Source organism: Rhodococcus sp. Z6_132, from assembly GCF_058133635.1.
Genome location: NZ_JBYUNP010000002.1, coordinates 771,656 through 785,852, shown reverse-complemented (window position 1 = coordinate 785,852; position 14,197 = coordinate 771,656). Strand labels below are relative to the sequence as shown.

Sequence of the window (14,197 nt, the reverse complement as noted above, 5' to 3'; positions counted from 1 at the left end):
GCTACCCGCCGATCTCGGTGCCGCTGGTGGTGGAGAACTTTCCCTCGTACAGCGCGGCGTAGCGCCCGCCCCGGGCCAGCAGCACCTCGTGGCTGCCGTGCTCCACGATCCGCCCGTCCTCCACCACCGCGATGGTGTCGGCGTTGCGGATGGTGCTCAGCCGGTGGGCGATGACGATGGCGGTGCGCCCGTGCAGCGCCTCGGTGAGAGCCGCCTGCACGGCGTGCTCGGACTCGGAGTCCAGGTGCGCGGTGGCCTCGTCCAGCACCACCACCCGCGGCTGGGCCAGCAGCAGCCGGGCGATGGTCAGCCGCTGGCGCTCGCCGCCGGAGAACCGGTACCCGCGCTCACCCACCACGGTGCCCAGCCCGTCGGGCAGCGCGCGCACCAGCGGCTCCAGCCGGGCCCGGCGCACGGCGTGCCACAGCTGCTCGTCGGTGGCCTCGGGGTTGGCGTAGCGCAGGTTGGCCGCCAGCGTGTCGTGGAACAGGTGCCCGTCCTGCGTGACCACGCCGATGGCGCCGCGCAGCGAGGCGAAGGTGGTGTCGCGGACGTCCTGGTCGCCGATGAGCACCGCGCCGGAGTCCACGTCGTAGAGCCGGGCGATGAGCGAGGCGATGGTGGACTTGCCGGCACCGGAGGAACCCACCAGGGCCACCAGCTGCCCGGCCTCGGCGCGGAGGGAGATGCCGTGCAGCACCTCCTGGCCCCCGCGGGCGTCGAGCACCGCCACGTCCTCCAGCGACGCCAGCGACACCGCGCTGGCCGGGGGGTAGGAGAAGCGCACGTCGCGCAGCTCCACCGACAGCGGTCCGCTGGGCAGCGCGCGGGCGTTCGGCGTCTCGGTGATGGTCAGCGGCAGGTCCAGCACCTCGAAGACCCGCTCGAAGCTGACCAGCGCCGACATCACGTCCACCTGGGCGTTGGCCAGCGCGGTCAGCGGCCCGTAGAGCCGGGTGAGCAGCAGGGCCAGGCTGACCACCGCACCGGCGTTGATCGCACCGGTGTAGGCCAGGTACCCGCCGAGGCCGTAGACCAGCGCCTGCGCCAGCGCGGAGACCAGCGTGAGCGAGGTGAGGAAGACCCGGCTGACCATGGCCGTGCGCACCCCGATGTCGCGCACGCGCGCGGCCCGGTCGCCGAACTCGGCGGCCTCGCGGTCCGGGCGGCCGAAGAGCTTGACCAACGTGGCGCCGGGAGCGGAGAAGCGCTCCGTCATCTGGTTGGTCATGCCGGCGTTGAGGTCGGCCGCCTCCCGCTGCAGCCCAGCCATCTTCGACCCCATCCGCCGGGCGGGGACGACGAACACCGGCAGCAGCAGCAGGGCCAGCAGCGTCACCTGCCAGGACAGGGTGAGCATGACGGCCACCGTGAGCACCAGCTGCACCACGTTGGTGACCAGGCCGGACAGGGTGGAGGTGAAGGCACGCTGCGCGCCGATCACGTCGTTGTTCAGCCGGGAGACCAGTGCCCCGGTGCGCGTGCGGGTGAAGAACGCCACCGGCATCCGCTGCACGTGGGTGAACACCGCTCGGCGCAGGTCCAGGATGAGGCCCTCACCGATGCGGGAGGCCTGCCAGCGCTCGGCCAGGCTCAGCCCCGCGTCGACCACTGCCAGCACCGCGATCACGATGGCGATCACCACGATGGTGGTCAGGCCCTCGCGCCCGACGATGACGTTGACCACCCGCCCGGCCAGCAGCGGCGTGAGCACGGCGATGATCGCCGAGGCCACCGTCACCACCAGCAGCCAGGACATCGCCCGCCGGTGCGGCTTGGCGAAGTCCCACACCCGCCGGACCGTGGCCCGCTCCACCTTCTTGCGGGGTTCGGCGGCCTGCATCGCGCCGCGCATCAAGCTCCAGCTGTTCTCCACAACCAGCCAGTGTGCCCGCTCGGGCCGACAGGTCTCCTCGCGCCTGCGCGGGCCGTGCCCGCCGGTCTCAGGTGGTCACGCGGCGCGCGGCGCGCCCTCGCCCGCGCAGCGCGACCTCAGCCTCGTTCAGCACCTGGTGCACAAAGCCGTAGGAGCGGCCCGAGCTCTCCGCGATGGTCCGGATGCTGGCGCCCTCCTCGTAGCGGCTCTTGAAGTCGCTCGCCAGCTGAGCCCGGTGCTCGCCCGCGATCCGCACACCCTTGGCCATCTCCATCACGTGCCTCCGTCTGGTGCCTGTGTCGCCTCTGTGTGGCCGCTGTCGGCGGCTCTGGAGGTTGTTCGCACCACATCCCGGCACCGGTTCGATCTTCTTCCCGGCGGGATAGGTTCGAGGTCGGTGTCCGCGCACCTCAGCGGCGCCGGGTGTGGGAGAGGGAGTGAGTGGTGTGGAGGGTCTCCGGTGGATGGCTGCGGCGACACGGCTGCGCGCCTCCGCCACGCTGTACCGGTTCCGGGAGAGCCTCTTCGCACTGCCGGCGCTGAGCGTGCTGGCCAGCATCGGGCTGGCCGGGCTCACCTGGGCCGTGGACCAGGCGGTGGGCCCACAGCGGGACGTGCCGCTGACCCTGTCGATGAACAGCAACGCCGCCACCTGGTTGCTCGCCACGGTGGCCGGCGCGACCATCACCACCGCCGGCGTGGTGTTCTCCCTGACGGTGGTGAGCCTGCAGCTGGCCAGCAGCCAGTTCTCTCCCCGGGTGATGCGCACCTTCATCCGCGACCGGCTGAGCCAGCTGGTCATCGGCCTGCTGGTGGCCACCTTCGTGTTCTGCGTGCTCACCCTGCCCCGGATCGATGCCGAGCCTGCCGCACCGGCACCCCAGGTCAGCCTGACGGTGGCCGTCCTGCTCACGGTGGGCGCCGTCCTGCTCATCATCGCCCACCTCGACCGGTTGGCGCGGCGGCTGCAGGTGGGTCAGGTGATCCAGGAGATCGCCCGCGAGGGCACCGCCACGACGATGGCCATGGCCAGGGCCGCCAGGCAGGAGGAGGCGGTCGTGCCCACCCGGGCGGAGGACGACTCACCGGGGTTCGTGGTCGACGCCCCGCACGACGGGTGGGTCACCCAGGCGCTGAGCCGCCAGATGCTCACCCTGGTGCCGCCGGGGACGACGGTGCGGCTGGAGACCCGGACCGGCGCCTACATCCACGAGGGCGAGGCGCTCGCGACGCTGTGGCCGGTGCCCGAGGCACCCGAGAAGATCGCGCGTGGGCTCGCCGCCACGGTGGCCGTGGCCCCGGTGCGCACCATGCAGGAGGACACGGACTTTGCGCTGCGCCAGCTGGTTGACGTCGGGCTGCGGGCCCTGAGCCCCGCGGTCAACGACCCGACCACCGCCGTGGAGGTGATCCTGCGCCTGGGCAGCCTGCTGCGACGGCTGCTGCTGAGCGACCTGCCGCCGGAGGCCGTCGCCGGTCCCCAGGGACGCACGCTGGTGCGCCCGTGGAACCTGCGCCACGCCGAGTACGTGGCCCACGCCTTCGACCAGCTGCGCCGCGCTGCGACTGCCGATCCTGAGGTTGCCGCAGCCCTGCTGCGGGTGCTGCGGATGCTGGTCCTGCACGTGCAGGAACACGGCCGCGACGAGCACCTCCCGGCGCTGCGCCACCAGGTCCAGATGCTGCGCGACATCGTGGCCGCCGACCAGCGGCTGCACCCCGACGACCGGGCGCGGCTGCTGCGCATCGCCGGCGACACCACCGACCCCGCCGACCACGAGCCCGGCTACCAGCCGCGGCCGCGCAAGCAGGCCTGAGCCGTGCCGGACGGGCCGTGCAGGCCGAGACGCGGGTCAGGCGAGCTGCACGAGCTCCAGGTACTCCTGTGACCAGTGGTCCTCGGAGCCGTCCGGCAGCAGGATGACCCGCTCCGGCTCCAGCGCCTCCACGGCACCCGGGTCGTGGGTGACCAGGACCACGGCACCGGTGTAGCTGCGCAGGGCGTCGAGCACCTGCTCGCGGGAGACCGGGTCGAGGTTGTTGGTGGGCTCGTCCAGCAGCAGCACGTTGGCCGCCGAGGACACCAGCCCGGCCAGCGCCAGGCGGGTCTTCTCACCACCGGAGAGCGTGCCGGCCGGCTGCTCCAGCTGGTCGCCGCTGAACAGGAAGGCGCCGAGCAGGCTGCGCAGCGAGGTCGCGTCGGTGTCCGGCGCGGCGTGGCGGATGTTCTCCCACACCGTGGCGTCGTGGTCGAGCGTCTCGTGCTCCTGGGCGAAGTAGCCCAGCTTGAGGCCGTGGCCCGGCTCGATCTCGCCAGCGTCGGGAGTCTCCGTGCCGGCCAGCATGCGCAGCAGGGTGGTCTTGCCGGCACCGTTGAAGCCCAGCACCACCACTCGGCTGCCCTTGTCGATGGCCAGGTCCACGCCGGTGAAGATCTCCAGCGAGCCGTAGACCTTGGTCAGGTTCTTGGCCATCAGCGGCGTCTTGCCGCACGGGGCGGGCTCGGGGAAGCGGATCTTGGCCACCTTGTCGCTCACCCGCACGTCGTCCAGGCCCGCGAGGAGCTTGTCGGCCCGCTTGGCCATGTTCTGCGCGGCGACGGCCTTGGTGGCCTTGGCCCCCATCTTGGCGGCCTGCACGCGCAGCGCGCCGGCCTTCTTCTCGGCGTTGGCGCGCTCGCGGCGGCGGCGCTGCTCGTCGGTGGCGCGCGCGTCGAGGTAGCGCTTCCACGTCATGTTGTAGATGTCGACCTCGCTGCGCACCGCGTCCAGGAACCAGACCCGGTTGACGACGTCGGCGAGCAGCTCCACGTCGTGGCTGATCACCACGAGCCCACCCTCGTGCTGCTGCAGGAAGCCGCGCAGCCAGGTGATGGAGTCGGCGTCGAGGTGGTTGGTGGGCTCGTCCAGCAGCAGCGTGGTGCCTGAGCGCCCCCCGCTGCCGTCGGAGGCGGCGAAGAGGATGCGGGCCAGCTCGACCCGGCGGCGCTGACCACCGGAGAGGGTGCTCAGCGGCTGGACGAGGATGCGGTCGGCCAGGCCGAGGTTGGCGCAGATCCGCGCGGCCTCGCTCTCCGCGGCATAGCCCCCGCGGGAGGAGAAGCTGTCCTCCAGCACGCCGTAGCGACGCACGGCAGCGTCGAGCTGCTTGCCGTCCACCAGCTCGGCCATGGTGGCCTGCTGCTTCTCCAGGTCGCGCAGCAGCTGGTCCAGCCCGCGGGCGGAGAGCACCCGGTCCTTGGCGGTGATCGACAGGTCACCCTCGCGGGGGTCCTGGGGCAGGTAGCCCATCTCCCCGGACCGGACAACGGTGCCCGCGTAGGGCTCGCCCTCGCCGGCCAGCACCCGCATGGTGGTGGTCTTGCCCGCACCGTTGCGGCCGACCAGGCCGATGCGGTCGCCGGGCTGGATGCGCAACCCCGAACCAGGCACGGACAGCAGTGTCCGCGCACCAGCGCGAATCTCAAGATCGGTTGCGGTGATCAACTAAGGCTCCCAGTGAACAGACGACAGCCTTCAAGTCTACGGGCGCGACGGCTCCTCCCCCGCCTACGCAGCGTCGTTGTGGTGGTTCCCACTGCAATCGGTAGCGTCAGGCAGCATGACCACTGCCTCTCGCCCGCCCCAGGACCTCGCCGGGCGCACCGCGCTCATCACCGGGGCCAGCCGCGGCATCGGCCTCGGCATCGCCGCCGAGCTGCTCTCCCGTGGCGCCAACGTCACCATCACCGCGCGCAAGGCCGACCAGCTCGAGGTGGCCGGCAAGCAGCTGGTGGAGGGCGGCAGCCCCGCGGTGGACCTGGGCCCGCGCGTGCTCACCGTGGCCGGCAACGCCGGCAGCGCCGACTCCCGTGCGGAGGCGGTGGCCCGCACCGTGGAGACCTTCGGGTCGCTGGACATCCTGGTGAACAACACTGGCATCAACCCCGTGTTCGGCGCGCTGATGGACGCCGACCTCGACGGCGTCCGCAAGATCTTCGACGTCAACGTGGTGGCCGCGCTCGGCTTCGTGCAGGAGGCGTACAAGGCGTGGATGGGTGAGCACGGCGGCAACGTGGTCAACATCGCCAGCGTCGCCGGTATTCGCTCCTCCGGGGTGATCTCCGCCTACGGCGCCTCCAAGGCGGCCCTGATCCGCCTCACCGAGGAGCTGGCCTGGCAGCTGGGCCCGTCGATCCGCGTCAACGCCGTCGCCCCGGCCGTGGTCAAGACCAAGTTCGCCGAGGCGCTCTACGCCGCCGGCGAGGAGGAGGCAGCGTCCGGCTACCCGATGAAGCGACTGGGTGAGCCCGAGGACGTGGCCAAGCTGGTCGGCTTCCTGGTCTCCGACGCTGCGTCCTGGATCACCGGCGACACCATCCGCGTGGACGGCGGCTCGCTGGCCACCGGCTGATCGTGACGCGCCCCACCGAGGCCGGCACCGCGGCGATCACTGCTGACGTGCTGGTGCTCGGCCTCGGTCCGGCGGGGCGGGCGGTGGCCAGCGCGTGTGCCGCGGCCGGCCTGGACGTCGCCGCGGTGGACCCGCACCCGGACGCACCCTGGTCGAGCACCTACGGCGCGTGGGCCGACGAGCTGGTCTCGCCGGTTCCCCGGGTGGCGACCATCGCCCGGCCCACCGCGTGGAGCACCCGGACCCACCACCTGCACCGGGCGTACACGGTGCTCGACAGCCCCGGCCTGCAGCAGTCGCTGAGCGTGGCCGGCGTCCGGGTGCACCAGGGTGCCGCGTGCCCGGACGCGCGGGCACTCACCGACGGCACCGCCCTGCACGCCCGGGTGGTGCTGGACGCCCGTGGCGCTCCGGCAGCCGGACGCACGCAGCAGACCGCCTACGGGGTGGTGGTGGACTCCGCCCTTGCCGAGGCCGCCACCGGAGGGCTGGACGCGCTGTTCATGGACTGGCGCACCGACCACGGCGCGGACCCCGGCACGCACCCCACCTTCCTGTACGCGGTGCCAGTCGGCGGCGGGCGGGTGCTGCTGGAGGAGACCTCGCTGGCGGCGCGGCCCGGCCTGGGCATGGACGAGCTGGCCCGGCGCCTGCAGGCGCGGCTGGCCGCCCGCGGGGTGCGGCTCACCGGCGCCGAGCCGGTGGAGCGGGTGCGGTTCGCGCTGGACACCCCGCTGCCCGCCCGCGAGTGGGCCGGGCGTCCGGCGGGCGTGGTGCGCCTGGGTGCCGCCGCTCCCCTGGTGCACCCGGCCAGCGGCTACAGCGTGGCGGCCACGCTGCGGCTGGCCCCGGTGCTGGCCCAGGCCCTGGCTGCGGGGGCCGACGCACCCCACCTGCAGCAGCTGGTGTGGCCGGCGCGGGCTCGGGCCGTGCACGCGCTGCGGCTGCGGGGCCTGCGCACGCTGCTGTCGCTGGCACCGCCGCAGGTGCCGGAGTTCTTCGCGGCCTTCCTGGACCTGCCGGTCCACCACCAGCAGGCCTACCTGTCGGGGCGAGCGGACCTGGCGGGCACCGCCGCCGCCATGCGGGCCACCCTTGCTGCCCTGTCCCCGCCCATGCGCAAGGCCCTGCTGCGCGGGGCGCTCCTCGGATGAGGGCGCCCCGCAGCAACAGGGCCTTGCCGGTGAGACGGTGCCGAGGCTGCTAGACGGTGAAGCCCAGGGCGCGCAGCTGCTCGCGGCCGTCCTCGTTGATCTTGTCCGGGCCCCATGGCGGCATCCAGACCCAGTTGATCTTCAGGTCGGAGCACATGCCGCCCTCGGTGAGCGCGGTGCGGGCCTGCGCCTCGATCACGTCGGTCAGCGGGCAGGCCGCCGAGGTCAGCGTCATGTCCACGGTGGCCACCCGGTCGGCGTCGACACGAATGTCGTACACCAGCCCGAGGTCCACCACGTTGATGCCGAGCTCGGGGTCGACCACGTCGCGCATGGCCTCCTCCAGGTCCTCCAGGGAGGGCAGGTCGGCACTGGACTCGGCCGCACTGGACTCTGCTGCGGCCGGAGCGGACGCAGCATCCAGGTCGGCCGCGGTGCGGCCGGCCCGGGGGTCGGTCGCGCTGGCCGTCTCGGCCACGGTGCTGGCCTCAGAAACGGTGTTGGTCTCCACCGCGGTGTCGGTCTCGCTCATCGGGTCACTCCTTCGTTCGAGCTCGCGTCCTCGGGCGCGGACTTGGCGTCCACCACCTGGGACACGGCGTCCTTGAAAGCCATCCAGCCCAGCAGCGCGCACTTCACCCGCGCCGGGTACTTCGACACTCCGGCGAAGGCCACGCCGTCGCCCAGCACGTCCTCGTCACCCGCCACGGTGCCACGGCTGCCCACCATCTCGCTGAACGCGCGGAGGGTGGACATGGCCTCGTCCACCCGGGTGCCGGTCACCAGGTCGGTGAGCACGGAGGTGGAGGCCTGGCTGATGGAGCAGCCCTCGCCGTCGTAGGAGATGTCCGCCACCACCTGCCCGTCCTCCGACAACGCCACCCGCAGGGTGATCTCGTCCCCGCAGGTGGGGTTCACGTGGTGAACCTCGGCGCCGTAGGGCTCCCGCAGACCGCGGCCGTGCGGGTGCTTGTAGTGGTCCAGGATGACCTGCTGGTACATCTGCTCCATCTGCACCGGGCTCAGCTCCCCACGCCGAAGAACGACTGCGCGCGGCGCACGGCGGCCACCAGCGCGTCCACCTCGGCCTCGGTGTTGTACAGCGCGAACGACGCTCGCACGGTGGCGGTGACGCCGAGCTGCTTGTGCAGCGGCCACGCGCAGTGGTGTCCCACCCGCACGGCGACGCCCTCGTCGTCCAGGATCTGGCCGACGTCGTGGGCGTGCACGCCGTCCACCACGAACGACACCGCCCCGCCCCGCTGGTCGGTGGTGGTGGGCCCGACGACGCGGACTCCCGCCAGCTCACCCAGCCCGGCCAGCGCCGCCTCGGTGAGCCGGCGCTCGTGGGCGGCCACGGCGTCCATGCCCAGGGCGCTGAGGTAGTCCACCGCGGCACCCAGCCCGATGGCCTGCGAGGTCATCGGCACCCCGGCCTCGAACCGCTGCGGGGCAGGCGCGTAGGTGGAGCCGGTCATCTCCACGGTCTCGATCATCGAGCCCCCGGTGATGAACGGGGGCATCTGCTCCAGCAGCGACTCCCGGCCGTAGAGCACGCCGACGCCGGAGGGGCCGAGCATCTTGTGGCCGGAGAACGCGGCATAGTCCACGTCCAGGGCGTGCAGGTCCACCGGGCCGTGCGGCACCGACTGGCAGGCGTCGAGCACGGTGAGCGCACCCACCGCGCGGGCGCGGGCGACCAGATCGGCCACCGGCGGCACCGTGCCCAGCACGTTGGACTGGTGGGTGAAGGCGACGACCTTGGTGCGCTCGGTGAGCTGCAGCGAGTCCAGGTCCAGGCGGCCCTCCGGCGTCACCTCGTACCAGCGGAGGGTGGCGCCGGTGCGTCGGCACAGCTCCTGCCAGGGCACCAGGTTGGCGTGGTGCTCCATCCGGGTGACGACCACCTCGTCGCCCGGACCCACGGTGCGACCGGTGAACCGGTCGTCGCCGAGGGTGTGGGCGACCAGGTTGAGCGACTCGGTGGCGTTCTTGGTGAACACCAGCTCGCCCGGGCGCGCCCCGACGAAGTCGGCGAGGCGGGCCCGGGCGGACTCGTAGGCGTCAGTGGCCTCCTCGGCCAGCTGGTGCGCACCGCGGTGCACCGCCGAGTTGCAGGTGAGCAGGAACTCCCGCTCGGCGTCGAGCACCTGCAGCGGGCGGTGCGCGGTGGCCCCGGAGTCCAGGTACACCAGCGGCTTACCGTCCCGGACGGTGCGGGCCAGGATCGGGAAGTCCGCCCGGATCCGGGCCACGTCGAGCGCGGGCGCGGCGTCGTTGCCGTGCGCCGCGACCGCCGTCATGCTCAGACCGTCACATCCTGCTGGTTCGCCGTCAGCACCGCAGCCGCCTCGGCCTTGTCGGCGTTGGTGAACCGCACGTAGCCGTTGGTCTCCAGCTCGTCGGCCAGCTCGGGACCGCCGGACTCCACCACGCGGCCACCGGAGAACACGTGCACGTAGTCGGGCGTGATGTGCTTCAGGATGCGGGTGTAGTGCGTGATGAGCAGCACGCCGCCGTCGTTGTCGGCCTTGTAGCGGTTGACGCCGTCGCTGACGATGCGCAGCGCGTCCACGTCGAGGCCGGAGTCGGTCTCGTCCAGGATGGCGATCTTCGGCTTGAGCAGCGCCAGCTGCAGGATCTCGTGGCGCTTCTTCTCACCACCGGAGAAGCCCTCGTTGACGGAGCGCTCGGCGAACTCGGGCTGGATGTCCAGGTCGGCCATCGCGCTCTTGACCTCCTTGACCCAGTGGCGCAGCTTGGGGGCCTCGCCGCGGGTGGAGGTGACCGAGGTGCGCAGGAAGTTGGACATGGACACGCCGGGCACCTCGACGGGGTACTGCATGGCCAGGAACAGCCCGGCGCGGGCGCGCTCGTCCACGCTCATCGCCAGCACGTCCTCACCGTCGAGGGTGATGGAGCCGGAGGTCACCTCGTACTTGGGGTGGCCGGCGATGGCGTAGGACAGGGTCGACTTGCCGGAGCCGTTGGGCCCCATGATGGCGTGCGTCTCGCCGGAGCGGACGGTGAGGTTGACCCCGCGCAGGATCTGCTTGGTCGGCTCTGCGGCGTCACCGGTGTTCACGCTGACGTGCAGGTCGCGGATCTCCAGGGTGGACATCAGGTTGTGGTCTCCAGTTCAGGAAGGTCGGTGCGAGTGGGAGGGACGGACGCGCCGCCGGGGGCTGAGCGGGAGGCTCAGATGCCCACGGCGGAGAGCTCCGTCTCGATGGCGGCCTCGAGGCGCTCGCGCACCTCGGCGACGGTGATCTTGGCCAGCACCTCGTGGAAGAACCCACGAACCACGAGCCGACGCGCCTGCTCCTCGGTGATGCCCCGCGAGCGCAGGTAGAACAGCTGCTCGTCGTCGAAGCGGCCGGTGGCGCTGGCGTGCCCGGCGCTGACGATCTCGCCGGTCTCGATCTCCAGGTTGGGCACCGAGTCGGCGCGCGCGCCGTCGGTGAGCAGCAGGTTGCGGTTGAGCTCGAAGGTCTCGGTGCCCTCGGCAGCCGCGCGGATGAGCACGTCGCCGATCCAGACGGTGTGCGCGTCGCCGGCACCGCCGCTGTCCACGCCCTGCAGGGCGCCCTTGTACATCACGTCGGAGCGGCAGTGCGGCTGCGAGTGGTCCACGAAGAGCCGCTGCTCCAGGTGCTGGCCGGCGTCGGCGAAGTACACGCCGAGCATCTGCGCGTCACCGCCGGGCGCGGAGTACAGCACCGTGGGGGTGAGCCGGACCACGGAGCCGCCCAGGCTGATGGCGGTGTGCCGCAGCACCGAGTCGCGACCGAGCTTGGCGTGGTGCGACGCCACGTGCACGGCGTCGTCGGCCCAGTCCTGGACGGTGACCACGGTCAGGTGGGCGGAGTCGCCGACCACCAGCTCGAGGTTCTCCGCCAGGGTGCCGGAGCCGCGCTGGTCGACGACCACCACGGCGCGGGCGAAGGGCTCAAGCCGGATCTGGGTGTGCTCGTAGGCCACCTGGTCGACGCCGGGGCCGGTCACGGTGACCATGACGGGCTCGGCGACCTCGGTCTCCTTGGCCACGGTGACGACGGTGGCCTCGGTGAAGGAGCTCCACGCCTGAGCCGCGACGCGGTCGGCGGGAGTGCCGGCCGCACCGATGCGCGGGTCGCTGCGGTCGGCCTTCTCCACGGTCACGCCGTCCGGGGCGGTGATCTCCACGGTGGTGCGACCGGTGGCCGGGGCCGACCCGTCGTGCAGTCCGCGCAGGCGCTTGAGCGGGGTGAACCGCCACGCCTCGTCGCGGTGGGTGGGGACCTCGAAGGCCTCGACGTCGTAGGACGTGAAGGCGGCGCCACGGCTGACCGCCGGGACGACCGGGGTCTGGGTGGGACGCTCTGGTGCTGTGTTGGGCGCGCTCATGCTCAGCCCACGGCCCCTTCCATCTGTAGCTCGATCAGTCGGTTCAGCTCGAGGGCGTACTCCATGGGCAGCTCCCGGGCGATCGGCTCGACGAAGCCGCGCACGATCATCGCCATCGCCTCGTCCTCGGTGAGCCCACGGCTCATCAGGTAGAAGAGCTGGTCGTCGCTGACCTTGGAGACGGTGGCCTCGTGGCCCATGGACACGTCGTCCTCGCGGATGTCCACGTACGGGTAGGTGTCGCTGCGGCTGATCTGGTCGACCAGCAGCGCGTCACACTTCACCGTGGACTTGGAGCCGTGCGCTCCCTTGTTGATCTGCACCAGCCCGCGGTAGGAGCTGCGGCCACCGCCCCGGGCCACCGACTTGCTGACGATGGTGGAGGTGGTGTTGGGCGCCAGGTGCAGCATCTTGGCCCCGGCGTCGGTGTGCTGGCCCTCGCCGGCGAACGCCACGGAGAGCACCTCACCGTGGGCGTGCTCGCCCATCATCCACACGGCCGGGTACTTCATGGTGACCTTGGAGCCGATGTTGCCGTCGATCCACTCCATGGTGGCGCCGGCCTCGGCCTTGGCCCGCTTGGTCACCAGGTTGTAGACGTTGTTCGACCAGTTCTGGATGGTCGTGTAGCGGCAGCGGCCGCCCTTCTTCACGATGATCTCCACGACCGCGGAGTGCAGGGAGTCCGAGCTGTAGATCGGCGCGGTGCAGCCCTCGACGTAGTGCACGTAGGCGTCCTCGTCGACGATGATCAGCGTCCGCTCGAACTGGCCCATGTTCTCGGTGTTGATCCGGAAGTAGGCCTGCAGCGGGATCTCCACGTGCACGCCCTTGGGCACGTAGATGAACGACCCGCCGGACCACACCGCGGCGTTCAGCGCGGAGAACTTGTTGTCCCCGGCCGGGATCACCGAGCCGAAGTACTCCTCGAACAGCTCCGGGTGCTCGCGCAGCCCGGTGTCGGTGTCCATGAAGATGACGCCCTGCTCCTCCAGGTCCTCGCGGATGGAGTGGTAGACGACCTCGGACTCGTACTGCGCCGCCACGCCGGAGACCAGGCGCTGCTTCTCCGCCTCGGGGATGCCGAGCTTGTCGTAGGTCGCCTTGATGTCGGCGGGCAGGTCGTCCCAGGTGGCCGCCTGCTTCTCGCTGGAGCGCACGAAGTACTTGATGTTGTCGAAGTCGATGCCCGACAGGTCCGCACCCCAGCTGGGCATGGGCTTGCGGTTGAAGATGTCGAGGGCCTTGAGGCGCTTCTCGAGCATCCAGCTGGTCTCGCTCTTCTTCTCCGAGATGTCGCGCACGACGGCCTCGGACAGGCCGCGCTTGGCGACGGAGCCCGCTTCGTCGGAGTCCGCCCAGCCGAACGCGTAGTGGCCCAGGGAGGCGATCGTCTCGTCCTGGGTCATGGTCGGCGCGGCGACGGGCGTGGCGGCCGTCGGGTCGACCTCGTTCTGGGTGACTGTCATGCGTGCTCCTTTCGGAGAGCGGTGCGGTTCGGCGCGGGCTGCGCGCCGGTTGGTACGTGGGTGGTGCACACCGGGTCGCCGTTGGCGATGGTGGCCAGGCGCTGCACGTGGGTGCCGAGCAGGTCCGCGAACACGGAACGCTCGGCCTCGCACAGCTCTGGGAACTCTGCAGCGACCTCTGCCACCGGGCAGTGGTGCTGGCACAGCTGGACGCCGTTGCCGACCTCGCGGGTCGATGCGGCGTAGCCCGCGTCAGTCAGTGCCTGGGCCAGGCTATCGGCCGTGGCTGCGGCACTCTGGTTCGGCTGGACCCGACTGGTGATGGCGGCGACGCGGCGGCGGGCGAACTCCCGGACCGCTGAGTCTCCCCCGAGCTCGCGCAGCTGGCGCAGCGCGGACGCCGCCAGCTCCGACAAGCCCTCCGAGCGGCCGAAGCGCGCCCGGCCGGTCGCGGTGAGCAGGTACTGCCGGGCGGGCCTGCCCCGACCCCGGCGCACCAGGGCGGGCGCACTGATGCTGGTGGCCTCGTCGCTGGCCACCAGCGCGTCCAGGTGTCGCCGGATCCCCGCGGGGCTCACCCCGAGGGTCTGCGCCACGTCGGACGCCGTGACCGGACCCTTCTCCAGCAGCTCGCGGGCCACGCACTCCCGGGTCTGCTGCTCCTGGGCACGGTGGGGCGCACCCAGGGACTTGGCCTGCTCGGTCCGTCCAGGCAGCGCCGCGGCGGCCCGCGGACGGGTCACCGGACTCTCCTGCGCAGATAAGACCTTTTTCACAACACTAGTGTGACGCAATTGCCGTGGCGCTGTCCACTCGTGGGCCGTGGCGGTGTGCCGTGTCACCACGCGTGACCCGACTAGGGTGTCGCTGTGACACCGGCGGGACGAACACGGCGTGGTGACGGTCCCAGGGTGGCGTCG

The 14,197-nt window shown here is 71.7% G+C and carries 13 protein-coding genes; 3 read left to right on the top strand and 10 right to left on the bottom strand.

Translation table 11 applies throughout. From position 1 onward, the window contains the following. Position 1: 1 nt before the first annotated feature. The gene (locus AC3YO9_RS10365; protein WP_489983063.1) at positions 2–1,855 is read right to left on the bottom strand and encodes an ABC transporter ATP-binding protein; all 1,854 of its coding nucleotides are present in this window, start codon (positions 1,853–1,855) and stop codon (positions 2–4) included. A gap of 88 nt (positions 1,856–1,943) precedes the next feature. Continuing rightward, positions 1,944–2,150 (bottom strand): helix-turn-helix domain-containing protein, encoded by a 207-nt coding sequence (locus AC3YO9_RS10360; protein WP_206517981.1) that lies wholly within the window; start codon positions 2,148–2,150, stop codon positions 1,944–1,946. Positions 2,151–2,340: 190 nt separating this feature from the next. Here AC3YO9_RS10360 and AC3YO9_RS10355 point away from each other — a divergent pair, with 190 nt between their 5' ends. Then, complete coding sequence (locus AC3YO9_RS10355) at positions 2,341–3,693, top strand: DUF2254 domain-containing protein (protein ID WP_489983062.1); 1,353 nt, start codon at positions 2,341–2,343, stop codon at positions 3,691–3,693. A 36-nt stretch (positions 3,694–3,729) separates the two neighbouring features. Here the strand turns inward: AC3YO9_RS10355 and AC3YO9_RS10350 are convergent, their stop codons facing one another. Further along, positions 3,730–5,361 carry an ABC-F family ATP-binding cassette domain-containing protein gene (locus AC3YO9_RS10350; protein WP_127783097.1) on the bottom strand — a complete coding sequence of 544 codons (1,632 nt, stop codon included), beginning with the start codon at positions 5,359–5,361 and terminating at the stop codon, positions 3,730–3,732. A 115-nt stretch (positions 5,362–5,476) separates the two neighbouring features. Here AC3YO9_RS10350 and AC3YO9_RS10345 point away from each other — a divergent pair, with 115 nt between their 5' ends. Both AC3YO9_RS10345 and AC3YO9_RS10340 read left to right on the top strand, forming a co-directional pair. Continuing rightward, positions 5,477–6,268 (top strand): SDR family oxidoreductase, encoded by a 792-nt coding sequence (locus AC3YO9_RS10345; RefSeq protein ID WP_489983061.1) that lies wholly within the window; start codon positions 5,477–5,479, stop codon positions 6,266–6,268. A gap of 2 nt (positions 6,269–6,270) precedes the next feature. After that, the gene (locus tag AC3YO9_RS10340) at positions 6,271–7,422 is read left to right on the top strand and encodes a lycopene cyclase family protein (protein WP_489983060.1); all 1,152 of its coding nucleotides are present in this window, start codon (positions 6,271–6,273) and stop codon (positions 7,420–7,422) included. A gap of 49 nt (positions 7,423–7,471) precedes the next feature. Here AC3YO9_RS10340 and AC3YO9_RS10335 read toward each other — a convergent pair whose 3' ends face one another. From AC3YO9_RS10335 to AC3YO9_RS10305, 7 genes are all read right to left on the bottom strand, one after another. Continuing rightward, complete coding sequence (locus AC3YO9_RS10335; RefSeq protein ID WP_489983059.1) at positions 7,472–7,954, bottom strand: metal-sulfur cluster assembly factor; 483 nt, start codon at positions 7,952–7,954, stop codon at positions 7,472–7,474. Beyond that, on the bottom strand, positions 7,951–8,439 hold the full coding sequence (gene sufU / locus AC3YO9_RS10330) for a Fe-S cluster assembly sulfur transfer protein SufU (protein ID WP_127783101.1): 489 nt from the start codon (positions 8,437–8,439) through the stop codon (positions 7,951–7,953). Before sufU ends, AC3YO9_RS10335 begins: the two co-directional genes overlap by 4 nt. Before the next feature lie 5 nt (positions 8,440–8,444). Continuing rightward, positions 8,445–9,725 (bottom strand): cysteine desulfurase, encoded by a 1,281-nt coding sequence (locus AC3YO9_RS10325; RefSeq protein WP_489983058.1) that lies wholly within the window; start codon positions 9,723–9,725, stop codon positions 8,445–8,447. Positions 9,726–9,727: 2 nt separating this feature from the next. After that, entirely contained in the window at positions 9,728–10,543 is an 816-nt protein-coding gene (gene sufC / locus AC3YO9_RS10320; RefSeq protein ID WP_127783103.1) for a Fe-S cluster assembly ATPase SufC, read from the bottom strand. 77 nt (positions 10,544–10,620) lie between these two features. Further along, positions 10,621–11,808: a Fe-S cluster assembly protein SufD gene (gene sufD, locus AC3YO9_RS10315; protein ID WP_127783104.1), complete on the bottom strand. Its 1,188-nt coding sequence runs from the start codon at positions 11,806–11,808 to the stop codon at positions 10,621–10,623. Between the two features lie 2 nt (positions 11,809–11,810). Continuing rightward, a complete protein-coding gene (gene sufB / locus AC3YO9_RS10310; RefSeq protein ID WP_489983461.1) occupies positions 11,811–13,217 on the bottom strand; it encodes a Fe-S cluster assembly protein SufB in 1,407 nt (468 codons plus the stop codon). A 56-nt stretch (positions 13,218–13,273) separates the two neighbouring features. Continuing rightward, the gene (locus AC3YO9_RS10305) at positions 13,274–14,020 is read right to left on the bottom strand and encodes a helix-turn-helix transcriptional regulator (protein WP_489983057.1); all 747 of its coding nucleotides are present in this window, start codon (positions 14,018–14,020) and stop codon (positions 13,274–13,276) included. Between the last annotated feature and the right edge of the window lie 177 nt (positions 14,021–14,197).

Bases quoted from the DNA above. Each gene is read 5' to 3' on its own strand.
- AC3YO9_RS10325 (WP_489983058.1), bottom strand. From the start codon at position 9,725: ATGACGGCGGTCGCGGCGCACGGCAACGACGCCGCGCCCGCGCTCGAC.
- sufD (WP_127783104.1), bottom strand. From the start codon at position 11,808: ATGAGCGCGCCCAACACAGCACCAGAGCGTCCCACCCAGACCCCGGTC.
- AC3YO9_RS10360 (WP_206517981.1), bottom strand. From the start codon at position 2,150: ATGGAGATGGCCAAGGGTGTGCGGATCGCGGGCGAGCACCGGGCTCAG.
- AC3YO9_RS10345 (WP_489983061.1), top strand. From the start codon at position 5,477: ATGACCACTGCCTCTCGCCCGCCCCAGGACCTCGCCGGGCGCACCGCG.
- sufC (WP_127783103.1), bottom strand. From the start codon at position 10,543: ATGTCCACCCTGGAGATCCGCGACCTGCACGTCAGCGTGAACACCGGT.
- AC3YO9_RS10335 (WP_489983059.1), bottom strand. From the start codon at position 7,954: ATGAGCGAGACCGACACCGCGGTGGAGACCAACACCGTTTCTGAGGCC.
- sufB (WP_489983461.1), bottom strand. From the start codon at position 13,217: ATGACCCAGGACGAGACGATCGCCTCCCTGGGCCACTACGCGTTCGGC.
- AC3YO9_RS10365 (WP_489983063.1), bottom strand. From the start codon at position 1,855: ATGCGCGGCGCGATGCAGGCCGCCGAACCCCGCAAGAAGGTGGAGCGG.
- AC3YO9_RS10355 (WP_489983062.1), top strand. From the start codon at position 2,341: ATGGCTGCGGCGACACGGCTGCGCGCCTCCGCCACGCTGTACCGGTTC.